We start from the raw sequence: 22410 nt of genomic DNA, 5'->3' as shown, positions 1-22410 counted from the left end.
AGGCTTGGCCTCCGTTTCAGAACAACAAGTGTTCTGCGCGTACAATCATTGACATACCAGAAGTCAGCTGTACACGAACGCCATCTTTGGTGATTTCCAGTACGGTGGCGTCCATAGCATTGTTACCCGCTTTTACCTTCAGTGCCTGACCCACGCTCAGGGCGTTAATGTCAGAAACCGGCGTATGGCGCGGCTCTTCACGAGGCGCACGCGGGGCTTTTGCTGCTGGTTTGTCTGCACGCGGTTTGCGATCGTTATTATCGTGACGACGCGGCGCAGGGCGTGGTTTACGCTCACGACGAGGCGCTTCTTCCTGGCCGTTTGCAGCGGCGGCTTCGCGTTTTTTCGCTTGCTGTTCCGCACGTTGTGCCTGAACGCGTGCTTTGGCTTCTTCCAGCTGCTTGCGCGCGTGCTCAACGTGCTGCTCGTCCAGCTCACCGCAAGGGTTGCCGTCGAGATCCACGCGGGTCGCGCCAGGTTTGATACCGTACAGGTAACGCCAGCTCGAAGTATAAAGACGTAAGGCGGAACGCAGCTGAGTTTTGCTGAGGTTCATTTCCCCTTCAACACGCGCCACCAGATCCTGAAAAATACCGACTTTCAGGGGACGAGCTTCGCCTTCCGCGCTGAAGCACTGCGGGAAACGCTCGGCCAGAAATGCGATAACTTCTTTACTGCTATTCAACTTAGGTTGATTTTCCATGAAATTTCCTGATTACAACGGACGTTGCCAACAAGCGCAGGCATGAACAGGCGTCATTATAATGACGCTATCAGTAAATGCTACGTTATCCGTTGATTATCCTGCGACGCTCGCAAAGAATTTTTGATAATCGGTTGCTGCGAGTACGTTTTCCAGATTCGCCACCAGCTCGCGCAGCCCCTGTTCGTCCTCGGTTGTAAAGCGACTGAAGACCGTACTGTCGATGTCCAGAACGCCAATAATCTGATTTTTGACCACCAGCGGCAGAACGATTTCAGAATTACTGGCAGCATCACAGGCGATGTGTCCGTCAAACGCATGAACGTCTTCCACACGCTGGACCTGATTCTCGGCCACCGCCGTGCCGCATACGCCACGCCCTACCGGAATACGCACGCAGGCCAGTTTGCCCTGGAACGGACCGAGCACCAGCGTTTCACCTTCCAGAAGGTAAAAGCCAGCCCAGTTCACGTCAGAGAGACGTTCAAACAGCAATGCGCTAGTATTTGCCAGAGTGGCTAAGAAGCTGGTCTCACCCGCCATCAATGCCTTAAAATCGCGGTTCAGATCCGCGTAGAATTCTGCTTTGTTCATTATTCAATCACTTAGTTGTCTTACAAAATTACCGCATAGCCTATTAAAATAAGCATTAAATGCGCTCATGCTCAAGATGAATCCGTTCATGAGTTATTATAACTTTCAACAATACTTATTTGTGCGCAGCTGATGGCCTTAAAAACAACCAAAATTACGCCGACAAGAAAGATAACTGTCCATACGGTAAGCGAAGCTTTGCCTCGTGCACATTATCAGCGTTGCCCCCAGTGCGATACGCTTTTTATGTTGCCGAAGATGAAATCGCACCAAAGTGCCTTCTGTCCCCGCTGTGACGCCAAAATTCGCGATGGCCGCGACTGGTCGTTGACCCGCCTCGCCGCCATGGCCGTTACCATGCTGCTGCTGATGCCCTTCGCCTGGAGTGAGCCGCTGCTAAAACTCTACCTGCTCGGCGTGCGCATTGACGCCAACGTGCTGCAGGGCATCTGGCAGATGACCCGTCAGGGCGATCCCATCACCGCCGCGATGGTGCTGTTCTGCACCGTCGGCGCACCCCTGGTGCTGGTTGCCGCCATTGCCTATCTCTGGTTTGGCAATATTCTTGGCATGAACCTTCGCCCGGTGCTGCTGATGCTGGACAAGCTCAAAGAGTGGGTCATGCTGGATATTTATCTGGTCGGCGTGGGGGTTGCGTCAATAAAGGTGCAGGACTACGCCTTTTTGCAGCCCGGCGTCGGACTCTTTGCCTTCATCTGTCTGGTATTGCTGAGCATCCTGACGCTGATCCACCTGAACGTTGAGCAGCTCTGGGAGCGATTCTACCCTCAGCGCCCCGCCACGCGTCCCGATGAAAATCTGCGCGTCTGTCTGGGTTGCCACTATACCGGGTTACCCGACACGCGCGGACGCTGCCCGCGGTGCCACATTCCGTTGAGACTGCGGCGCAATAACAGCCTGCAAAAATGCTGGGCGGCGCTGATCGCCTCCCTGGTGTTTCTGATCCCCGCCAATATGCTGCCGATTTCCATCATTTACGTGAATGGTGGACGTCAGGAGGATACTATCCTTTCCGGGATTATCTCCCTTGCGCACAGCAATGTCGGGGTGGCGGCAATCGTCTTTATTGCCAGTATCCTGGTTCCCTTTACCAAAGTGGTGGTGATGATTACCCTGCTCATCAGCATTCACTTAAAGTGTGAACAAGGTTTACGGACCCGCATTTTGCTTCTGCGATTCGTCACCTGGATTGGCCGCTGGTCAATGTTAGATCTGTTCGTGATTTCGCTGATGATGTCGCTCATCAATCGCGATCAGTTACTTGCTTTTACAATGGGACCCGCGGCTTTTTATTTCGGCTCTGCGGTGATATTGACTATTCTTGCTGTGGAATGGCTGGATAGCCGCTTACTTTGGGATGCACATGAGTCAGGAAACCCCCGCTTCGCCGACTGAAGCGAGAATTAAAACAAAACGCCGCATTTCGCCATTCTGGTTGCTGCCCGTCATCGCCCTGATGATTGCAGGCTGGCTTATCTGGACAAGCTATGAGGATCGCGGCAGTACCGTCACCATTGACTTCCAGACCGCCGACGGCATCGTCGCCGGGCGAACCCCCGTACGCTTCCAGGGGGTTGAAGTGGGTACGGTTCAGGATATCTCCCTTGGAAAAGGGCTGAATAAGATTCAGGTGCGGGTCAGCATTAAATCTGACATGCAGGATGCCCTGCGCAGCGAAACGCAGTTCTGGCTGGTGACGCCAAAAGCCTCGCTGGCCGGTGTTTCCGGTCTGGATGCGCTCGTCGGCGGTAACTATATCGGCATGATGCCCGGCAAAGGCGAACCGCAGGATCACTTTGTGGCTCTGGATACGCAGCCCAAATACCGCCTCAATAACGGCGATTTGATGATTCATCTCCAGGCGCCGGACCTCGGTTCCCTGAACAGCGGCTCCCTGGTCTATTTCCGTAAGATCCCGGTTGGCCGCGTGTATGACTACGCGATTAACCCGAATAAACAGGGCGTCACCATTGATGTGCTAATCGAGCGCCGCTTCACCAATCTGGTGAAAAAGGGCAGCCGCTTCTGGAACGTGTCCGGCGTGGATGCCGACCTCAGCCTGAGCGGTGCAAAAGTGAAGCTGGAGAGTCTGGCCGCACTGGTGAACGGCGCCATCGCCTTTGACTCCCCGGAAAACTCAAGCCCTGCCACGGCTGATGACACGTTCGGATTGTACGCCGATCTGGCGCACAGCCAGCGCGGCGTGATTGTCAAACTCGCCCTTCCCGATGCTAAAGGACTAAAAGCGGGTTCAACGCCGCTGATGTATCAGGGTCTGCAGGTCGGCCAGCTCACCAAAATGACGCTCAACCCGGGCGGATCGGTCACTGGCGAAATGACGGTCGATCCGAGCGTGGTCGATCTCCTGCGCGAGAAAACACGCATCGAAATGCGCAGTCCAAAGATCTCCCTGAACGATACCAGCCTCAGCACGCTGCTGACCGGCAATACCTTTGAGCTGATCCCCGGGGAAGGTCAGCCCAGCAATAGCTTCGTGATTGCCCCGGCGGATAAAGCCCTGCTGCAAAAGCCGGGCGTCGTGACGGTTACGCTCAATGCGCCAGAAAGCTATGGGATTGAAGCCGGTCAGCCGTTGATTTTACACGGCGTGCAGGTGGGACAGGTGCTGGAGCGCAAGCTCTCCGCGGATGGGGTGCAATTCTCCGTTGCCATCGACCCGCAATACAGAGACCTGGTACATGGCGACAGTAAATTCGTGGTGAACAGTCGCGTCGACGTGAAGGTAGGACTGGACGGCGTGGAGTTTCTCGGCGCCAGCGCCAGCGAATGGGTGAACGGCGGCATCCGTATTTTGCCGGGGGATAAAGGCCCCGTGCGCGACAGCTACCCGCTGTATGCCAACCTTGAGAAAGCGATTGAAAACAGCCTGAGCGATCTTCCTACCACCACGCTGACGTTAAGCGCCGAGACCCTGCCGGACGTTCAGGCGGGCTCCGTGGTGCTGTATCGCAAGTTTGAAGTCGGGGAAGTGATCACCGTTCGCCCGCGTGCCGACGCCTTTGATATCGAACTGCACATTAAGCCGGAGTACCGCAAGCTGCTGACGCCGAACAGCGTCTTCTGGGCTGAAGGCGGCGCGAAAGTGCAGCTGAACGGTAATGGACTGACCGTACAGGCCTCTCCGCTGTCACGCGCGCTGCGCGGGGCGATTAGCTTCGATAACCTCAGCGGAGCGGGCGCGAACCTGCGTAAAGGCGATAAGCGAATTCTCTTCCCGTCCGAGACCGCCGCACGCGCCGTGGGCGGGCAGATTACCCTGCACGCGTTTGATGCCGGTAAGCTGGCGGAAGGCATGCCCATCCGCTACCTGGGCATTGATATCGGGCAGATCCAGAAGCTGACGCTGATCACCTCGCGTAACGAGGTGCAGGCTACCGCCGTGCTCTACCCGGAATATGTGCAGACCTTTGCGCGCGCGGGTTCGCGCTTCTCGGTGGTGACACCGCAGATCTCGGCCGCAGGCGTTGAGCATCTCGACACCATTTTGCAGCCGTACATCAACGTTGAGCCCGGCCAGGGCAATGCCCGTCGTGATTTCGAGCTGCAGGAAGCCACGATCACCGACTCGCGCTACCTTGGTGGCCTGAGCATCGTGGTGGAAGTGCCGGAAGCCGGCTCGCTGAGCATCGGCACCCCTGTGCTGTTCCGCGGCATTGAGGTCGGTACGGTCACGGGCCTGACGCTCGGGACGCTCTCCGACCGCGTGATGGTGGCGCTACGCATCAGCGAACGCTACCAGCACCTGGTGCGTAATAACTCGGTGTTCTGGCTGGCATCCGGCTACTCGCTGGACTTCGGCCTGACGGGAGGCGTGGTGAAAACCGGGACCTTCAACCAGTTCATTCGCGGTGGTATTGCGTTTGCCACACCGCCGGGGACGCCGCTGGCGCCGAAAGCGCAACCGGGTAAACATTTCCTGCTGCTCGAAAGCGAACCGAAAGAGTGGCGCGAATGGGGAACCGCCCTGCCGCGTTAATCTGCAAGGCTCCGGTGTCAACGCACCGGAGCCTTTATGTTACACTGCGCACCTGAACTTTTCCCTGTGGTGTGCCCGTGGCTCAAAACTCCGTATTTCTTCCTGAACAATTCCTGGCGCAGATGCGCGAGGCGCTTCCTTCTCACCTGTCGTTAGACGATTTTATCGCCGCCTGCCAGCGTCCGTTACGCCGCAGTATTCGCGTCAACACGCTGAAAATCAGCGTCGCGGATTTTCTGGCGCTGGTCGCGCCCTACAGCTGGCAGCTTACGCCGGTACCGTGGTGCGCTGAGGGGTTCTGGATCGAGCGCGATGACGAAGACGCCGTGCCGCTGGGAAGCACCGCGGAACATCTGAGCGGCCTGTTCTATATCCAGGAAGCCAGCTCGATGCTGCCGGTGGCGGCCCTGTTTGCAGAGGGCAATGCCCCCGAGCGCGTGATGGATGTGGCCGCGGCGCCCGGCTCAAAAACAACGCAGATTGCCGCCCGTATGGGTAACCGCGGCGCGATCCTCGCCAACGAGTTTTCCGCCAGCCGCGTGAAGGTATTGCATGCCAACATCAGCCGCTGCGGTATTCATAACGTTGCCCTGACGCACTTCGACGGCCGCGTGTTTGGCGCCGCCCTGCCGGAAGCCTTCGACGCCATTCTGCTGGACGCTCCCTGCTCCGGCGAAGGGGTGGTGCGTAAAGATCCCGATGCGTTAAAGAACTGGTCCGTGGAAAGCAACCTTGAGATCGCCGCCACGCAGCGGGAGCTGATCGAGAGCGCATTCCATGCCCTTCGCCCAGGCGGCACGCTGGTCTATTCAACGTGCACCTTAAACCGCGATGAAAACGAAGACGTTTGCCTGTGGCTGAAAGCGCAATACCCGGATGCGGTCGAATTCCTGCCGCTTAACGATCTGTTTGTCTCAGCACAGGAGGCGATTACGCCGGAGGGTTTCCTCCACGTATTCCCGCAGATTTACGACTGCGAAGGCTTCTTTGTGGCACGTCTGCGTAAAACGCAGGCGGTTGCTCCCCTGCCCGCCCCCAAATTCAAGGTCGGCAACTTCCCGTTTGCCCCCCTCAAAGGTCGCGATGCAGCACAGCTTGTCGCCGCCGCCGAAAAAATTGGCCTGGTCTGGGATGAGAGCCTGCACCTCTGGATCCGTGATAAAGAGGTATGGCTGTTCCCGGCTGAGATCGAACCGCTCATCGGAAAGATCCGTTTTTCCCGAATCGGGATCCGCCTCGCGGAAGTGCATAATAAAGGCTATCGCTGGCAGCATGAGGCCGTCATCGCCCTTGCCGGGCACGAGAATGCCTTTGCCCTTACGCATCAGGAAGCCGAAGAGTGGTACCGTGGTCGCGATGTCTATCCTGACAGCACGCCATCAGGCGATGAAGTGATCGTGACGTATCAGGGATACCCGCTCGGGCTGGCAAAAAAAGTCGGTTCACGACTGAAAAACAGCTATCCGCGCGAGCTGGTCCGGGATGGACGACTGTTTACCGGTAACGATCGCACGGCCTGAAAAAAAGCGCATTTTTTTACTGGCGATTTTGCTCTCCTTGTCTACGATCAAAAATGGGTGGCCGTACTGGTCATACCAGATTTTGACAACCGACCCGGAGAGCACTATGACGAAAACCAGCGTGCGTATTGGCGCTTTTGAGATCGACGACGCAGAACTGCGCGGCGAAGCGCAAGGCGATCGAACGTTAAGTATTCCCTGCAAATCCGACCCGGATTTGTGCATGCAGCTCGATGCATGGGATGCAGACACCAGCGTCCCGGCAATACTTGATGGCGAACATTCTGTTCTTTACCGTGAGCATTACGATAGTAAAACCGATGCCTGGGTCATGCGTCTTGCCTGACCTAAAGAGAACCCGCCCGAAGGCGGGTTATTTATTACTGCAGCTGCGCCAGCGTAAAGTAACCGTCAAATACGGCGCCCGTATCAATGTAGTGGAGATTGTCAAAATCATACCTTCTGTCGACGGGCGTATGTCCGAACCAGAAATGATCCGCACCGCTGATGCCCTGCCCTTTACCCACCATAAACCCCGTCAACCGATCGCGATCCCATAAAACGCGCTGGGCGCTCACCGGTTTTTGCCAGCGGTATTCCGCTGCCGGATAATCCGCATGGGCAATCACGTTCAGACCGTTCGCACAGGTTATCTCGATGATATGCGGTAAATCGTGACAGGCCTCGAGCAACGATAGCGCAAGCTGTTGCTGGTCCCGTTCAAGTTGCCTGAACCATATTCCGCCATTCATTGTCCAGAGTGAAAAATCGTTATTATCCAGACTGTCGAGCGCCATTTGCTCATGGTTGCCCCGGACGGCACGAAACCATTTTTCATTGATAAGCTGTAATGATTTAACGCTGTCCGGACCGCGATCGATCATATCCCCAACGGAAATAAGCAAATCCTCATACGGATTAAAATGACGGCGTTTAAGCTCATCCATAAGCCGCTGATAACAGCCATGTATATCGCTGACCACCCAGACGTGACGCCACTTTCGACCATCTATTCGCCCATACATAGAACCTCCCACAAGAGAGTGTAGCTGCAGCTAGCATATGCGCAGGGAAGCTCCGCTGGAGCGCTTTTCATAAAGTTAAACAAACAGTAAACTAAGGATAAATAAATATTTCACCAGTATTAATACACTTTTGCATGCCCCTAAAATATGCATTGCATAAACTTTGAGGTCTTTCCGTGTCAAATAAGCGCCTGCAAGAAGATGCGCCACATTCGCATCGTACCCATATCATTTCCGCACTGGTGAAAGGTAAACTCGTTCCAGGTCCTATCTGGCAAAAACGCGAGTACCGTCTCAAATTTCTGTTACGTTCACTGCTGTTCTGGTCTTCCACGCATCGCATGCTCGATGCACTGGCTCGCCGCAACGATTTCGACCAGCTGCTGGCTTCGCAAATCACCCTGCCGAGCAAAACGCATCGCCAGTATCTCATGCGGGGGATGAATGCCAACGCACGGGCCAATGCCATCATCACCCATTATCAGTGGATTGACTCCCTGAGAGATGCCGGGCTAATCGCCGCCTTAACCGGGCCGCAAGAACAATCCATTGTTGAGTTTCATGCTAAAGATGGCGTGAGCTATAACGTTAATGCCATGAACGCAAGTAAAGCAGAGCGTGAGGGCGAGTGTACGCTGTGGCTGCGTGATAACGAAAATACCCTGCTTGCGAGCGTGACGTTTTGCGTTACGCGTGAAAACGGAGAATATGCGCTGGTGATTGGGGGTCTTCAGGGCCCGCGCCGCAGCGTATCCCGCGATGTAATCAAACAGGCGACCCGTGCCTGCCATGGTCTTTTCCCGAAACGCGTGTTGATGGAAGTGCTTTTCCAGCTTGCAACCCTCTCCGGCATGAAAGCCATTTACGCAGTCAGCGATGAAGGGCATATCTTCCGCGCGCTGCGCTATCGTCTGAGTAAAGGTCGTCATTTCCATGCCAGCTACGACGAGTTTTGGGCTTCTATTGACGGTCAAAAACGCTCGACCTTCAGTTGGCAGCTCCCGCTGCATATGGAGCGCAAATCCCTTGAAGAAATTGCCAGTAAAAAACGCGCTGAATACCGCCGTCGCTTTGAGCTGCTTGATGAAATCGAAGCGTCTGTTAGGTCGTACTTTTAGACCCCGCACGCGCTTTACTGAATTGCACACGAAAATTTAACAAAACAGGCAAAAAGGGCTGGACTACAGCATGCCGTAGTGTGTTATGTTTTAACCAGACGTATAGGACGTGCGCTGCAGAAGTGAGACAACAAAAGGATTAGTCTTTTACTTTCATGCAGATAAAAAGAGACCGAATACGATTCCTGTATTCGGTCCAGGGAAATGGCTCTTGGGAGAGAGCCGTGCGCTAAAAGTTGGCATTAATGCAGGCTAAGTCGCCTTGCCTTTTAAGAATAGATGACGACGCCAGGTTTTCCAGTCCACAGCTAAAGCGGTCGGAAAAAAAGCGCCAGAGCATCATAAAATGTGAAAAACCGCAGTGCTTTCGCAAGCATCTGCGGTTTTTTATTGGAAACCTGAACGTTAGCAGAGCTTGTCGGCGCGCTCGATAAACGGGGCCAGACTCATTTTCTGTCCCGGATTCGCCGGGTCATCGATCTGAATGATGCTAATCGGCTGGCCGCTGCTCTTTCCGCTGGCCACCTGCTGCTCGGCGGTTTCATTTAACGGGTATTGCACCAGCGTGCTCGGGTTGATGGCATACAGCGCATGGCCCGGACGGCAGGTCAGCATCACCTCTTCGCGGTTGAACGCCCATTTATCCTTACCCACTTCAAAACGGCTGACGGTGATAACCTGCGGTGCGGCAAACGCGCTCCCCGTGCAGGCCAGCAATATGAGAGAAAGTACTGTCTTTTTCATATGATATTTAACCTTGTCAGAAGGGTTCCCAGGTGGCGAACAGACTGACCGTTGCCAGTACCAGCGCCCCCAGCACCACTTCTGCCTGTGTCATCCTGATAAAAATCTGTTGTGCTCGCCCGGTCTCCGGACGAAACCGTGGCACCAGAAAATACCGATTTGCCAGCGCAATTACCACCATCAACGCCACCAGCGCACATTTGAACAACAAAAACTGCACGTAGTCAGCCTGCCAGGGAATATGGACGCCCAGTATCATGAGTGCATTGTTCGCTCCGCTGAGCAGCACGCCCGCGACCGCATAATGGCCCACGCGCGAGAAGCGCATCATGGTATAGATGGCGGCATTCTGCCAGCGCCCTTTCGCCAGACGCATGCAGAACAGCAGGGGCAGTAATCCGCCAAGCCAGGTAGCAGCACAGATCAGGTGAAAAGCGTGATTAAGGCGCTGCAGCGCCCCCATCGGACCGTCGTTCATCGCCGCGTGCCCTACCCCCGCCAGCAGGATAAGCTGCCCCATGGCGAGCAGCAGCAGCCGCGAACCCTTCAGCGGCGCGAGCCATGCTGCAGCGACCGTCATCGCAGCGAGAATCATTTGCCACAGCCAGACGCCGCCAAACTGTGTCCTCATTACGCCGGACCAGACCTGTGGGGCAAATACATCGCCCCAACCGTTACCCATCTGCCCGCCCTGAAGCATAAACATCAGGAGTGCAGCCGCCAGGCTCACAAAAGCCGCCACTGTCTGCTGCAGCTGGAAACGTCGGGACATCAGCCGCTGGAGAGAGGAAGGCGCAAACCAGACGCTGTAAAGCGCGTTGCCAAAAATCAGCATCAGCGCCCCGAAATGGATAAAGCGCAACCCGATATAACACAGCGCCAGCATGCTATTTCACGCTAAAGTGATAGCTACCTTTGGTTTTATGACCGTCTACCGAGACGACATGCCAGTCTACCTGGTACGTCCCTGGCGTCAGCGTTTGGTCCAGCGGAACGGTGAGCTGCGCCTTGTTCTTTTCGTCGCGCGTGGCGGTTCCCGTTTTGATGACCTGCTTTTGCGCATCTGTCACCACCACACCGCTAAATCCCGGTTCGATGCCTTCTGAAAAATTCAGCGTCAGTGCCTGCGGAGCGCTCACCACGCTGTCCGCTGCCGGGATCGGCTGCTTAAGGTGCGCATGCGCCAGCACGGAGGGGGCCATCATTGTAGAGGCCAGAAAAACCAGTGCGCATACCGCGCGGGAAGCGGAGAAACCCATCGCAATCATTCCTTTTTGTTATGTCTGTATGCTAAAGAATAACGCTGTATAATAAACGAGTCGAGGATCATCCTGCCTCCGCTTGTCATCGTCGTGCAATCGCGGTAACGTTGCCGCCGCATAAAAAGGAGAAGGTAATGAAGATCAATCTGGCCGCCCTTCCACAGGACGAGATGGATAAAGTGAATGTCGATCTCGCTGCCGCTGGCGTCGCGTTTAAAGAGCGTTACAACATGCCTGTCGTGGCTGAAGTCGTTGAACGGGAACAGCCCGCCCATCTGCGCGACTGGTTTCGCGAAAGACTCATCGCCCACCGTCTCGCCTCGGTCAACCTCTCCCGTTTACCGTACGAACCTAAAGTTAAATAAGCTTAACGAGCTGTTACACTTCCTTACGCTGAATCTGGCAGGATAAGAAAACCCTGATAAATTTAGGTGTATTCTTAAATCCCTGCGACTCAGTGTATAAGGAAGTCACGATGTCACATTGGAATATAGCGGCGGCCCAGTATAGCGGGCAGCATCAGAGTGTCGATGACCATATCACGCACCACCTGCGCTTCATCGCCGAAGCAGCACGGCAGGGGTGCGATCTGCTGGTGTTTCCTGAACTGTCATTAACAGGCTCGGGAACGACGACGTTACCTCTCCCACCCGGCGACGCCCAGCTGGAACCGCTGCTCGACGCGGCGCATCGTTACCGAATAACCGTGATTGCCGGGCTCCCCGTGGAGCGGGATGGTCAGCGCCAGAAAGGTCTCGCGCTCTTCACCCCCGCTCGTCAACGCATCCTTCGCTACCCGCAAGGTGGCGGAGCCAGCCTGGTGCCGGGAGAGAAACAGCTCAGCATTATTGATGCGCATGCCGATTCCCCCAATCTCGATCCCAGAGCGTCGCTGTTTACCAGCTGTCAGTCAGTGGAGGATAACCGCTGGCGGCAGTCCATCAGTACCCTGCAGCGCTTCGCGCATAAATATGCCATAGCGGTGCTGATGGCGAACGCCTGCGGCGGTAGCGCGCTATGGGATGAAAAAGGCCAACTGATCGTTCGCGCGGATAAGGGCGAGCTGCTGTTGACCGGCACGCTCGGCAGACAGGGTTGGCAAGGCGATATCATTCCTTTAGGCTAGGCGTTTTAAGCTCAGGAGTGTTCAATGCTGCGCGTCATCGATACCGAAACTTGCGATCTTCAGGGCGGAATAGTGGAAGTGGCCTCTGTCGACGTGATTGACGGAAAAATCGTCAACCCAATGAGCCATCTGGTGCGTCCCGATCGCCCCATCAGCCCTCAGGCGATGGCTATCCATCGCATTACCGAATCGATGGTGGCGGATAAACCGTGGATCGAAGACGTTATTCCCCACTATTACGGTAGCCCGTGGTACGTCGCGCATAACGCCAGCTTTGACCGCCGCGTGCTGCCGGAGATGCCCGGGGAGTGGATTTGTACCATGAAGCTGGCGCGTCGCCTCTGGCCGGGCATTAAATACAGCAACATGGCGCTGTACAAGTCCCGCAAGCTCAGCGTCCGCACGCCTGAGGGGCTTCATCATCACCGGGCCCTGTATGACTGCTATATCACCGCCGCGCTACTGATTGATATCATGAATACCTCTGGCTGGACGCCGGATGATATGGCGACCATCACCGGCCGTCCCGCACTGCTGACCACGTTTACCTTTGGTAAATACCGGGGCAGATCGGTGTCGGATATTGCGGATAAAGACCCGGGCTATTTGCGCTGGCTGTATAACAACCTTGACAAAATGAGCCCGGAACTGCGCCTGACGCTAAAGCACTATCTGGGCGAAGCTTAACGCTCTGCACGGCCTGGCAGCGTCTCCTGCGCCAGGCCAATCAGGAAGGCATACTCCAGCGCCACCCCTTCATACGATTTAAATCGTCCCGATTTCCCGCCGTGTCCGGAATCCATGTCGGTACACAGCAGCAGCAGGTTGTCGTCGGTTTTCAGCTCCCGCAGTTTCGCCACCCATTTTGCCGGCTCCCAGTACTGCACCTGAGAATCATGCAGACCGGTGGTGACCAGCATGTGGGGATAGGCTTTCGCCTCGACGTTATCGTAAGGGCTGTACGTTTTCATATAGCGGTAGTAAATCTCATCCTGCGGATTCCCCCACTCTTCAAACTCCCCGGTCGTCAGCGGAATGGATTCATCGAGCATGGTCGTCACCACATCGACAAACGGCACCTGCGCGACAATCCCCTTAAAGCGTTCGGGACGCTGGTTGATAACCGCTCCCATCAGCATGCCGCCCGCGCTGCCGCCCATGCCAAAGCAGAGTTTCGGATCGCCATAGCCCTGATCAATCAGCGCATCGCAGACGTCGAGGTAGTCATTGAAGGTGTTTTTCTTTTTCAGGAATTTCCCGTCCTCATACCAGTGCTGCCCCAGCTCACCGCCGCCGCGAATATGGGCGATGGCGAAAACAAAGCCGCGGTCGAGCAGGCTTAAACGGCTGCTGCTGAAATCAGCATCCATGCTGGAGCCGTAGGAGCCGTAGCCGTACACCAGGATCGGGTTTTTGCCTTTCTGGAAATGGGCTTTGTGATAGACAAGCGAGACGGGGACCTCGACGCCATCCCGGGCGGTGACCCACAGGTGCTCGCTGCGGTAGTTTTCGGACTCAAACCCTTTAACCTCGGTCTGCTTTATCACCTGACGCTGCCCGGTATCCATGTCCAGCTCAAACAGGGTGTCCGGTGTGGTCATGGATGAGTAGCCGTAGCGCAGCCGCGATGATTCGGGTTCGGGATTGAACCCAATCCACGTCACATAGGCCGGGTCGTCGAACGCGATCCCCACCACTTCCCGCGTTTTGCGGTTGATTTGCCGGATGCTGGTCAGCCCGCGCTGGCGCTCCTCCACCACCAGCCAGTCGGTGAACAGGGTAAACCCTTCCAGCATCACCTGATCCCGCGCGGGGATAAGCACCTCCCACTTGCGCTCATCGCGCACTTTGGTTTTATAGAGGCCAAAGTTTTTACCCTCGCGATTCGAGCGCAGATAAAAGCTGTGCTGGAAGTGATCCAGGCTGTATTCATGATCCTTTCGGCGCGGCAGGAAACAGAGCGGCTGGGCGTCGGGCAGTTCGGCATCCAGCAGCAGGACTTCCGACGTCGTGGCGCTGGCCAGGAAGATAATGACATAGTGGCGCGAAGAGGTTTTATGCAGGCTGACATAAAACGTTTCGTCTTTCTCTTCATAGACCAGCTCGTCGTCTGCGGAGTCCGTTCCGATGGTATGCCGCCATACCTGATAGGGCAGCAGCGTAGAGGCGTGCTTTTTGACGTAGTACACCGTCTCGGAATCATTCGCCCAGACAAAATCCGGGGAGACGTTTTCCAGCATTTCCGGATACCAGTTGCCGGTGTCCAGGTTGCGAAAACGCAGGCCGTACTGGCGACGGGAGAGATAATCCTCCGCCAGCGCCATCACCGCGTTATCCGGCGAAATGGACATGCCGCCCAGAGTATAAAACTCGCTGTGGGCCGCGCGCTGATTGGCATCCAGCAGAATATCCCACGCATCCCATTCGGCGCTCAGGACCGACTGACGCTGGTAGATGGGATACTCGTTGCCGGGCTCATAAATATGGCGATAGCGATAGCCATTTTTGGTCCAGGGCGCGGAGATATCGCGCTGTGGAATACGCTGCACCATTTCATTCAGCAGCTGGTCCTGAAGCGTCTGCTGGCTGGACATGACCTTGCGGCCATAGTCGTTTTCCTCGTGCAGGTAGTCGAGCACCTCTGGCCGGGAGCGCGAGTCGTCCCGTAGCCAGTAATAGTTGTCTATACGCGTATCGCCATGCGTGGTGATCGCATAAGGTATACGTCGGGCTTTCGGTGGCATGTCGTCATTCTTTTTCGTTTTACACCCTATAAGGTTGGCAAAACCCACGCATGATGCAAGCGAAACCGGGTCGCAACGGCGAGAACTATCCCTGTAACGCCTGTTTTTGTTCCCGGATATCCCGCTCAATGCCCTCACGCACGTCCTGCGGGATCTTCAGCGCGTCGCCAAGCGCATTCAGGTAGCTGCGCTCCATAAAGTGATCGATATCGATGGCGGCACAGCTGAGGAAATAGAGTTCAAGCGCCTCTTCCTCATTTTTCACGCTTTGCGCCAGACGCTGCGGATCCAGGGGCTGTTCGATGGCCTGCGCCACCAGCGCTCTGCCCTTCTCTTCGACGCCGGCTTCGCGCAGCTGCTGTTCGATCGCCAGCCGTTCCTTATCGTCGATATGTCCGTCACTTTTCGCGGCAAAAACCAGCGCAAGAATGAGCCTTTCGGTACGCAGATCCAGCGGCGAGGTGTGCTCGCCGTAGTGCGGTTCATCGCTGTGCGCGGTCCGGACCCTGTCCTTGTATTTATTCCACAGGACGGTGCCCGCAATGGCGCCCCCACCGGCCAGCAGCGCGCCTGTCCCGTACTTTGCCAGCAGCTTGCGCGAGGATTTATTCGCGACCAGCAGGCCTGCCAGCCCGCCGAGCGCCCCGGGCACCAGTAGTTTGCTGAGATCCCGCTCGCCGGAAGACGACGTTTTCTGCCCTAACAGTGATTGCAATTGATTTAGCCAGCCAGACATGGTTTCCCTCACTTAACGGTGAACATGTTCCACAGCGTAAGCGAGCAGGCGTCAGGAAATGTCTGGACGGGCTAAAGAAGCGCAAATTTCTTCTCCCCTCACCTGGCCGTGCACAAGACAGACGCAAACGTTTTCGTTTATACTGCCCGCAACTTTTTCAGGGGGATTGTTATGATTCGTTTAGGAACCGCGCTGCGACCTGCGGCGACGCGAGTGATGCTGTTGGGATCGGGCGAGCTGGGAAAAGAGGTCGCCATTGAGTGCCAGCGTTTAGGCGTGGAAGTCATTGCCGTAGACCGCTACGCCGATGCACCCGCCATGCACGTCGCCCATCGTTCTTATGTGATTAACATGCTGGACGGCGATGCCCTTCGTGAGCTGATTTCACGCGAGAAGCCTGATTTCGTTGTACCGGAAATTGAAGCCATCGCCACCGATACGCTGATTGCGCTTGAGCAGGAAGGCCAGCGCGTGGTGCCCTGCGCGAAAGCCGCAAAGCTGACCATGAACCGCGAAGGCATTCGTCGTCTGGCGGCAGAAGAGCTCGGGTTGCCCACGTCGAGCTATCGTTTTGCTGGCGATAAGGCCGCATTCCTGCAGGCCGTAGAGGAGATTGGTTACCCGTGCATCGTTAAGCCGGTGATGAGCTCTTCCGGTAAAGGACAGAGCTTTATCCGCGACAGCAGCACGCTGGACAAGGCGTGGGAGTATGCCCAGCAGGGTGGCCGCGCAGGCGCCGGTCGCGTGATCGTTGAAGGGGTGGTGAAGTTTGATTTCGAGATCACCCTGCTGACCGTCAGCGCCGTTGACGGCGTCCATTTCTGCGACCCGATTGGCCACCGCCAGGAAGATGGCGATTACCGCGAATCCTGGCAGCCGCAGCAGATGAGCGCCCTGGCGCTGGAGCGTGCGCAGGCGATCGCCCGTAAAACCGTCCTGGCGCTGGGCGGCTATGGCCTGTTTGGCGTGGAGCTGTTTGTGTGCGGCGATGAGGTGATCTTCAGCGAAGTCTCCCCTCGCCCGCATGACACCGGCATGGTCACGCTGATTTCGCAGGATCTCTCCGAGTTCGCCCTGCACGTGCGCGCCTTCCTCGGCCTGCCCGTCGGCGGTATCCGTCAGTACGGCCCGGCCGCCTCGGCGGTGATCCTGCCGCAGCTAACCAGCCAGAACGTTACGTTTGATAACGTTGACGCGGCGGTGGGTGCCGGGTTGCAGGTCCGTTTGTTCGGCAAGCCGGAGATCGACGGAACCCGTCGTCTTGGCGTGGCGTTAGCCACAGGAGATAACGTTGATGACGCCGTGGCGAGAGCGAAAGCGGCCGCATCAAGCGTTAAGGTAACGGGATAAAAAAACGGGCCGAAAGGCCCGTTTTTCATGCAGCGAATGACTTACTGCTTCGCGCCTTCTACCGCTTCGCGAGCCAGTTTGGTGATGCGATCCCAGTCGCCCGCTTCCAGGGCATCCGCCGGAACCAGCCATGAGCCACCGATGCAAAGCACGCTTTTCAGCGCCAGGTAGTCACGGTAGTTGGCTGGAGAGATACCGCCCGTCGGGCAGAAGCGTACCTGAGAGAATGGACCGGCAATGGCCTGCAGCGCTTTGGTGCCGCCGTTCGCTTCCGCCGGGAAGAATTTGAACTCTTTCAGACCGTAGTCCATGCCCAGCATCAGTTCAGAAACGGTGCTGATGCCCGGGATAAGCGGAATAGTACCTTCGGTCGCGGCTTTCAGCAGCGACTCGGTCAGGCCCGGGCTGATGGCAAACTGTGCGCCCGCTTCGGTCACTTCAGCCAGCTGTTTTGCGTTCGTTACGGTACCCGCACCGATAATGGCGTCCGGCACTTCTTTGGCAATCGCGCGAATGGCATCCATCGCGCAGGCGGTACGCAGTGTCACTTCCAGAACGCGAACGCCGCCCGCAACCAGCGCTTTCGCCATCGGTACAGCGTGCTCCAGCTTGTTTACCACGATAACCGGCACGACAGGGCCAGTGGTCAGGATTGCTTCTGCACTTGTTTTCCAGTTTTTCATCAGAGTCTTCTCTCGCCAGATCGTTAAAATCAAGTCGTCTTAAAACGTAATACAGGTTGCGCCCTGCTCAGCACCGGAGAGGTTCTTACGCAGTGCGCCAAACATTTCGCGTCCTGTTCCCACGCGCGACGCGCTCAGGTCAGGAATATGGGGCTGACGTGCCGCCAGCTCGGCGTCATCCACCAGCAGGGTTAACTCGCCTGTCTGACCGTTAACGCGGATCATGTCACCGTCACGCACTTTCGCCAGCAGGCCGCCGTCGTACGCTTCCGGCGTCACGTGGATAGCTGATGGCACTTTACCTGAGGCGCCAGAGAGGCGTCCATCGGTCACCAGTGCAATTTTGAAACGGCGGTCCAATAATACACCAAGTGGTGGCATAAGTTTATGTAATTCTGGCATCCCGTTGGCTTTAGGCCCCTGATGACGCACCACTACCACGCAGTCTTTGTCGAGCAGACCGGCGTCAAAGGCAGGTAATACGTCGTGCTGGCTTTCAAATACCACCGCTGGCGCTTCGATAATCTGATTCTCTTCCGGTACGGCAGAGGTCTTCATTACCGCGCGACCAAGGTTACCGCTCAGCACCTTGGTGCCACCGTGAGGAGAGAAAGGTTTGTCGATGGTGGCGATAACCTGCGCATCAAGAGATGCGGTCGCCCCTTCGCGCCAGTCCAGCTCGCCGTTGTTCAGCCATGGCTCCTGGGTGTAGCGCTGCAGGCCAAAGCCCGCTACGGTGTTAACATCTTCATGCAGCAGACCGCCCTTCAGCAGCTCGCGCATGAGCAGCGGTACGCCGCCTGCGGCCTGGAAGTGGTTGATGTCCGCCGGACCGTTCGGATACAGGCGCGCCATCAACGGCACCACGGAAGAGATCTCGGAGAAGTCATCCCAGTTAATCAGAATGCCCGCGGCACGCGCCATGGCCACCAGGTGCATGGTGTGGTTGGTCGAACCACCGGTGGCCAGCAGCGCGACAATCCCGTTGACGATAACTTTTTCGTCGACCATTTTGCCCATCGGCATCCATTCGTTGCCGTTTCCGGTCAGACGCGTGACCTGACGGGCCGCGGCCTCGGTCAGCGCCTTGCGCAGCGGTGCATCCGGCTGGATAAAGGACGAGCCCGGAAGCTGCATCCCCATAAACTCCACCACCATCTGGTTCGTGTTCGCGGTACCGTAGAACGTACAGGTGCCCGGCGCGTGGTAGGATGCAGCTTCCGCTTCCAGCAGCGCCTGACGATCTGCTTTTCCTTCCGCGTACAGCTGGCGAATGCGCACTTTTTCTTTGTTCGGCAGGCCGCTTGCCATTGGGCCCGACGGCACGAAGATCGCAGGCAGATGACCAAACGACAGCGCGGCCATCACCAGGCCCGGAACAATCTTGTCGCATACGCCGAGATAGAGCGCGCCATCAAACATGTTGTGTGACAGGCCCACCGCCGCGGACATGGCAATGACTTCACGGCTCAGCAGGGAGAGCTCCATACCGTCCTGACCCTGCGTCACGCCGTCGCACATGGCGGGTACCCCCCCCGCCACCTGGCCGACCGCATTCACGCTGTGCAGCGCTTTACGGATGATATCCGGGTAAACCTCATAGGGCTGGTGCGCGGAGAGCATATCGTTATAGGCGGTAATGATGGCGATATTGTTACGCAACATGCTTTTCAGCGACGCTTTATCGTCAGGCTGGCAGGCGGCGAAGCCGTGCGCCAGGTTACCGCAGGCCAGCTGGGAACGGTGAACGGTGTTGCTCTTCGCCTGTTCAATCCGGGCGAGGTAGGCCGAACGGGTCTCTTTCGAGCGCTCAATAATGCGCTTTGTTACGCGTAACAATGTCGGATTCATAAAAGCTCCTCTCATTTATCTGTCCGGGCTCGGGAGTTTACAAAGTCGCTGGCAGTTGTTAACAACGCTGAAACGCTTGCTGTCCGGAGCTCAGGGGCAAAATCACTTCCGGCAGTGTAATAAAAAAAGCTCCGCGGGTGAATCCACGCGGAGCTTAAAAGTTGAAAATTGTGCCACGAGCTGTGTTAGATCATGTTACCGGTAAAATAACACTTTCGGGCTAGCGGATTATCTTACTCAAACTCGTTCCAGGAGCGGCCATCACGGGTGATCATTGCCACCGACGCGACAGGTCCCCATGTGCCCGCCTGATACGGTTTTGGCGCATCCTGATCGGCAGCCCAGGCTTCGGTGATGGAGTCGACCCATTTCCACGCCTCTTCCACCTCATCGCGACGCACGAACAGCGCCTGGATACCGCGCATGGTTTCCAGCAGCAGACGCTCGTACGCATCGGCCAGGTGCGTCTGGTTAAAGGTTTCGGAGTAGCTCAGATCCAGCTTGGTGGTCTGCAGGTTGTGTTTGTGATCCAGGCCCGGCACTTTGTTGAGGATCTGGATGTCCACGCCCTCGTCCGGCTGCAGACGAATGGTCAGTTTGTTCTGCGGCAGCTCCTGCCAGGACTCTTTGAACAGGTTCAGTTCCGGGTTCTTAAAGTAGACAACCACTTCGGAACATTTCGCAGGCAGACGCTTACCGGTGCGCAGGTAGAACGGAACCCCCGCCCAGCGCCAGTCGTCGATGTCCACGCGGATGGCCACGAACGTCTCGGTGTTGCTGGACTTGTTCGCGCCCTCTTCTTCCAGGTAGCCAGGCACTTTTTTACCTTGCGCAAACCCGGCGGTGTACTGGCCGCGAACGGTCTTCTCGCGCACGTTGGAGCGGTCGATGCGGCGCAGCGACTTCAGCACTTTCACTTTGGCGTCACGAATGCTGTCCGCCGTCAGATCGGACGGAGGAGACATGGCAATCATGCACAAAATCTGCAGCAGGTGGTTCTGGATCATGTCGCGCATCTGACCGGCCTGGTCAAAGTAACCCCAGCGGCCTTCAATCCCCACCTCTTCCGCCACGGTGATTTCCACGTGGTCGATGGTGCGGTTGTCCCAGTTGTTCACAAACAGGGAGTTAGCAAAACGCAGCGCCAGCAGGTTCAGCACCGTCTCTTTACCGAGATAGTGGTCAATACGGTAGACCTGGCACTCTTCAAAGAACTCGCCCACCTGGTCGTTGATTTCACGCGAGGTTGCCAGGGACGTACCCAACGGCTTCTCCATCACGACGCGCGCCGGTTTGGCGTTCAGTTTGGCTTCGCCCAGGCCTTTGCAGATGGCGCCGAAGGTGCTTGGCGGCATGGCGAAATAGTTAATGGTGACACGGTTTTTCTGATCCAGCATCGCGCCCAAGCGAGCGAATGCGCTGACGTCATTCACGTCAAGGTTGCAGAAATCGAGACGACCGCTCAGGGTATCCCACAAACTTTCATCAATTTTTTCCTTCATGAAAGTTTCGAGCGCCTCGCGGACGACTTTGGTATAAGCGTCCTTGTCCCAGTCGGCGCGCCCAACACCCAGGATACGCGTATCCGGATGAATTTGGCCCGCTTTCTCCAGTTGATACAGGGAAGGCAGCAATTTTCGGCGTGCAAGATCGCCTTTCGCGCCGAAAATGACCAGGTCACATGCCTGGGCTGTTTGCGTTACCGCCATGTCATTCTCCTCAGTTGGATCACCTGGTACTTCTGCCAGGTATCGTTGTAATTTTATTACAATGCACTGTACTGCTTTTACGTCATTCCCGAAACCATTAGCGCTTATCGTCGCGTGCGATACCGCGATTTTTCACCCATCGGATGATTTCGACGGCTTAATGACGCAACAACCGTCGTTTCTTTGCGCAACAGGGTCATAGCAAAACCCGACATCGATCAAGTAATGAAAAAAAACAACAACATTATCTCGTCGATTGTTACCCTTAATGGAAGCCACAGGGGTAATATCGGCTAAATCGAATCACGATTTCATCAATTAATGAAATCGTTTACACCCATGAGCGTCCTGTTAACATGAACATGCTGGAAAAAATCCAGTTTCAACTGGAACACCTTAGCAAATCCGAGCGAAAAGTGGCCGAGGTCATTCTCGCCTCTCCCGCTCAGGCGATTCATTCAAGCATCGCCGCTCTGGCACAGGAAGCGGGTGTTAGCGAACCCACGGTCAATCGCTTCTGCCGCAGCCTGGAAACGCGCGGCTTTCCTGATTTTAAACTGCATCTGGCACAAAGTCTGGCTAACGGCACCCCTTATGTTAATCGTAATGTGGATGAAGACGACAGCGTTGATGCCTATACCGCGAAAATTTTTGAGTCGGCCATGGCTTCGCTTGACCACGTCCGTCAGTCTCTGGACATGAGTTCCGTGAATCGCGCAGTGGATTTACTCACCCAGGCCAAGCGAATTGCCTTCTTTGGGCTCGGGTCGTCGGCGGCCGTCGCGCATGACGCCATGAATAAATTTTTCCGCTTTAACGTCCCGGTGATTTATTCCGATGACATTGTCCTGCAACGCATGAGCTGTATGAATTGCAGTGAAGATGACGTCGTGGTACTGATTTCGCATACTGGCCGCACTAAGAGTCAGGTAGAACTGGCGCAGCTGGCCCGTGAAAACGATGCCATGGTGATTGCGCTGACCACAGCGGGCACACCGCTGGCCCGTGAGGCGACGCTGGCGATCACTCTCGACGTGCCAGAAGACACCGACATTTATATGCCAATGGTCTCCCGACTGGCCCAGCTCACCGTGATTGACGTGCTGGCGACCGGTTTTACCTTACGCCGGGGGGCAAAATTCCGGGATAACTTGAAGCGGGTCAAGGAAGCGCTGAAGGAATCGCGTTTTGATAAAGAATTGCTTATAAAGAGCGATGTTCGATAGT

General features: G+C 56.2%; 21 protein-coding genes. 10 read left to right on the top strand and 11 right to left on the bottom strand.

Annotated elements, in window-relative coordinates:
* Nucleotides 1-16 precede the first annotated feature (16 nt).
* Nucleotides 17-703, bottom strand: coding sequence for an RNA chaperone ProQ (gene proQ / locus FHC48_RS13235; protein WP_014884292.1), 687 nt, complete (start codon nt 701-703; stop codon nt 17-19).
* Between the two features lie 96 nt (nt 704-799).
* Nucleotides 800-1297, bottom strand: a complete 498-nt coding sequence (locus FHC48_RS13230; RefSeq protein WP_059364058.1) for a GAF domain-containing protein — start codon at nt 1295-1297, stop codon at nt 800-802.
* A gap of 132 nt (nt 1298-1429) precedes the next feature.
* Here FHC48_RS13230 and yebS point away from each other — a divergent pair, with 132 nt between their 5' ends.
* The 4 genes from yebS to FHC48_RS13210 all read left to right on the top strand — a co-directional run bounded on the left by yebS (nt 1430) and on the right by FHC48_RS13210 (nt 7181).
* Nucleotides 1430-2713, top strand: coding sequence for a membrane integrity lipid transport subunit YebS (yebS, locus tag FHC48_RS13225; protein WP_021240425.1), 1284 nt, complete (start codon nt 1430-1432; stop codon nt 2711-2713).
* Complete coding sequence (locus tag FHC48_RS13220; protein ID WP_023325508.1) at nt 2682-5315, top strand: PqiB family protein; 2634 nt, start codon at nt 2682-2684, stop codon at nt 5313-5315. Before yebS ends, FHC48_RS13220 begins: the two co-directional genes overlap by 32 nt.
* Nucleotides 5316-5392: 77 nt before the next feature.
* Complete coding sequence (gene rsmF, locus FHC48_RS13215) at nt 5393-6835, top strand: 16S rRNA (cytosine(1407)-C(5))-methyltransferase RsmF (RefSeq protein ID WP_055321132.1); 1443 nt, start codon at nt 5393-5395, stop codon at nt 6833-6835.
* Nucleotides 6836-6941: 106 nt separating this feature from the next.
* A complete protein-coding gene (locus FHC48_RS13210) occupies nt 6942-7181 on the top strand; it encodes a YebV family protein (protein ID WP_008500472.1) in 240 nt (79 codons plus the stop codon).
* A gap of 34 nt (nt 7182-7215) precedes the next feature.
* Here FHC48_RS13210 and pphA read toward each other — a convergent pair whose 3' ends face one another.
* Complete coding sequence (gene pphA / locus FHC48_RS13205) at nt 7216-7860, bottom strand: protein-serine/threonine phosphatase (protein ID WP_059364059.1); 645 nt, start codon at nt 7858-7860, stop codon at nt 7216-7218.
* Between the two features lie 176 nt (nt 7861-8036).
* Here pphA and FHC48_RS13200 point away from each other — a divergent pair, with 176 nt between their 5' ends.
* Nucleotides 8037-8978 carry a VirK/YbjX family protein gene (locus FHC48_RS13200; RefSeq protein ID WP_045335029.1) on the top strand — a complete coding sequence of 314 codons (942 nt, stop codon included), beginning with the start codon at nt 8037-8039 and terminating at the stop codon, nt 8976-8978.
* A 405-nt stretch (nt 8979-9383) separates the two neighbouring features.
* On the opposite strand, the gene FHC48_RS13195 is transcribed toward FHC48_RS13200, so the two are convergent.
* From FHC48_RS13195 to yobA, 3 genes are read right to left on the bottom strand one after another with little or no spacing between them, the layout of a single operon-like run.
* Nucleotides 9384-9722: a YebY family protein gene (locus FHC48_RS13195; protein WP_008500468.1), complete on the bottom strand. Its 339-nt coding sequence runs from the start codon at nt 9720-9722 to the stop codon at nt 9384-9386.
* Nucleotides 9723-9738: 16 nt separating this feature from the next.
* Complete coding sequence (copD, locus tag FHC48_RS13190; protein ID WP_059364221.1) at nt 9739-10608, bottom strand: copper homeostasis membrane protein CopD; 870 nt, start codon at nt 10606-10608, stop codon at nt 9739-9741.
* Between the two features lies 1 nt (nt 10609).
* Entirely contained in the window at nt 10610-10981 is a 372-nt protein-coding gene (gene yobA / locus FHC48_RS13185; RefSeq protein WP_059364222.1) for a CopC domain-containing protein YobA, read from the bottom strand.
* A gap of 137 nt (nt 10982-11118) precedes the next feature.
* Between yobA and FHC48_RS13180 the strand changes: the two genes are divergently transcribed.
* The 3 genes from FHC48_RS13180 to exoX all read left to right on the top strand — a co-directional run bounded on the left by FHC48_RS13180 (nt 11119) and on the right by exoX (nt 12797).
* On the top strand, nt 11119-11349 hold the full coding sequence (locus FHC48_RS13180; protein ID WP_008500465.1) for a DNA polymerase III subunit theta: 231 nt from the start codon (nt 11119-11121) through the stop codon (nt 11347-11349).
* A gap of 110 nt (nt 11350-11459) precedes the next feature.
* Nucleotides 11460-12110, top strand: coding sequence for a carbon-nitrogen hydrolase family protein (locus FHC48_RS13175; protein WP_059364225.1), 651 nt, complete (start codon nt 11460-11462; stop codon nt 12108-12110).
* Between the two features lie 24 nt (nt 12111-12134).
* Nucleotides 12135-12797 carry an exodeoxyribonuclease X gene (gene exoX, locus FHC48_RS13170; protein WP_059364227.1) on the top strand — a complete coding sequence of 221 codons (663 nt, stop codon included), beginning with the start codon at nt 12135-12137 and terminating at the stop codon, nt 12795-12797.
* On the opposite strand, the gene ptrB is transcribed toward exoX, so the two are convergent.
* Together ptrB and FHC48_RS13160 are read right to left on the bottom strand one after the other, a co-directional pair.
* A complete protein-coding gene (gene ptrB / locus FHC48_RS13165; protein WP_023293953.1) occupies nt 12794-14854 on the bottom strand; it encodes an oligopeptidase B in 2061 nt (686 codons plus the stop codon). The genes exoX and ptrB overlap by 4 nt on opposite strands.
* A gap of 85 nt (nt 14855-14939) precedes the next feature.
* On the bottom strand, nt 14940-15590 hold the full coding sequence (locus tag FHC48_RS13160; RefSeq protein WP_021240435.1) for a tellurite resistance TerB family protein: 651 nt from the start codon (nt 15588-15590) through the stop codon (nt 14940-14942).
* Between the two features lie 171 nt (nt 15591-15761).
* On the opposite strand from FHC48_RS13160, the gene purT reads away from it, so the two are divergent.
* On the top strand, nt 15762-16940 hold the full coding sequence (purT, locus tag FHC48_RS13155; RefSeq protein ID WP_059364229.1) for a formate-dependent phosphoribosylglycinamide formyltransferase: 1179 nt from the start codon (nt 15762-15764) through the stop codon (nt 16938-16940).
* A gap of 41 nt (nt 16941-16981) precedes the next feature.
* Here purT and kdgA read toward each other — a convergent pair whose 3' ends face one another.
* The 3 genes from kdgA to zwf form a co-directional block, all read right to left on the bottom strand.
* Nucleotides 16982-17623: a bifunctional 4-hydroxy-2-oxoglutarate aldolase/2-dehydro-3-deoxy-phosphogluconate aldolase gene (gene kdgA / locus FHC48_RS13150; protein WP_008500459.1), complete on the bottom strand. Its 642-nt coding sequence runs from the start codon at nt 17621-17623 to the stop codon at nt 16982-16984.
* A gap of 39 nt (nt 17624-17662) precedes the next feature.
* Nucleotides 17663-19474, bottom strand: coding sequence for a phosphogluconate dehydratase (gene edd, locus FHC48_RS13145; protein WP_059364230.1), 1812 nt, complete (start codon nt 19472-19474; stop codon nt 17663-17665).
* Between the two features lie 233 nt (nt 19475-19707).
* Entirely contained in the window at nt 19708-21183 is a 1476-nt protein-coding gene (zwf, locus tag FHC48_RS13140) for a glucose-6-phosphate dehydrogenase (protein ID WP_008500457.1), read from the bottom strand.
* A 356-nt stretch (nt 21184-21539) separates the two neighbouring features.
* Between zwf and FHC48_RS13135 the strand changes: the two genes are divergently transcribed.
* Nucleotides 21540-22409, top strand: coding sequence for a MurR/RpiR family transcriptional regulator (locus tag FHC48_RS13135; RefSeq protein WP_008500456.1), 870 nt, complete (start codon nt 21540-21542; stop codon nt 22407-22409).
* The last annotated feature ends 1 nt before the right edge of the window (nt 22410 follow it).

This window comes from Enterobacter sp. EC_50, assembly GCF_019584525.1.
GTDB classification, from domain to species: Bacteria; Pseudomonadota; Gammaproteobacteria; order Enterobacterales; family Enterobacteriaceae; genus Enterobacter; species Enterobacter roggenkampii.
The sequence above is the reverse complement of the archived record's forward strand: the minus strand, read 5'-3'. Positions and strand labels throughout refer to the sequence as shown.

Coding starts and splice junctions, on each gene's coding strand:
- proQ (WP_014884292.1), bottom strand. CDS start 703: ATGGAAAATCAACCTAAGTTGAATAGCAGTAAAGAAGTTATCGCATTT.
- FHC48_RS13230 (WP_059364058.1), bottom strand. CDS start 1,297: ATGAACAAAGCAGAATTCTACGCGGATCTGAACCGCGATTTTAAGGCA.
- yebS (WP_021240425.1), top strand. CDS start 1,430: ATGGCCTTAAAAACAACCAAAATTACGCCGACAAGAAAGATAACTGTC.
- FHC48_RS13220 (WP_023325508.1), top strand. CDS start 2,682: ATGAGTCAGGAAACCCCCGCTTCGCCGACTGAAGCGAGAATTAAAACA.
- FHC48_RS13210 (WP_008500472.1), top strand. CDS start 6,942: ATGACGAAAACCAGCGTGCGTATTGGCGCTTTTGAGATCGACGACGCA.
- pphA (WP_059364059.1), bottom strand. CDS start 7,860: ATGTATGGGCGAATAGATGGTCGAAAGTGGCGTCACGTCTGGGTGGTC.
- FHC48_RS13195 (WP_008500468.1), bottom strand. CDS start 9,722: ATGAAAAAGACAGTACTTTCTCTCATATTGCTGGCCTGCACGGGGAGC.
- copD (WP_059364221.1), bottom strand. CDS start 10,608: ATGCTGGCGCTGTGTTATATCGGGTTGCGCTTTATCCATTTCGGGGCG.
- yobA (WP_059364222.1), bottom strand. CDS start 10,981: ATGGGTTTCTCCGCTTCCCGCGCGGTATGCGCACTGGTTTTTCTGGCC.
- FHC48_RS13180 (WP_008500465.1), top strand. CDS start 11,119: ATGAAGATCAATCTGGCCGCCCTTCCACAGGACGAGATGGATAAAGTG.
- FHC48_RS13175 (WP_059364225.1), top strand. CDS start 11,460: ATGTCACATTGGAATATAGCGGCGGCCCAGTATAGCGGGCAGCATCAG.
- exoX (WP_059364227.1), top strand. CDS start 12,135: ATGCTGCGCGTCATCGATACCGAAACTTGCGATCTTCAGGGCGGAATA.
- ptrB (WP_023293953.1), bottom strand. CDS start 14,854: ATGCCACCGAAAGCCCGACGTATACCTTATGCGATCACCACGCATGGC.
- FHC48_RS13160 (WP_021240435.1), bottom strand. CDS start 15,590: ATGTCTGGCTGGCTAAATCAATTGCAATCACTGTTAGGGCAGAAAACG.
- purT (WP_059364229.1), top strand. CDS start 15,762: ATGATTCGTTTAGGAACCGCGCTGCGACCTGCGGCGACGCGAGTGATG.
- kdgA (WP_008500459.1), bottom strand. CDS start 17,623: ATGAAAAACTGGAAAACAAGTGCAGAAGCAATCCTGACCACTGGCCCT.
- edd (WP_059364230.1), bottom strand. CDS start 19,474: ATGAATCCGACATTGTTACGCGTAACAAAGCGCATTATTGAGCGCTCG.
- zwf (WP_008500457.1), bottom strand. CDS start 21,183: ATGGCGGTAACGCAAACAGCCCAGGCATGTGACCTGGTCATTTTCGGC.
- FHC48_RS13135 (WP_008500456.1), top strand. CDS start 21,540: ATGAACATGCTGGAAAAAATCCAGTTTCAACTGGAACACCTTAGCAAA.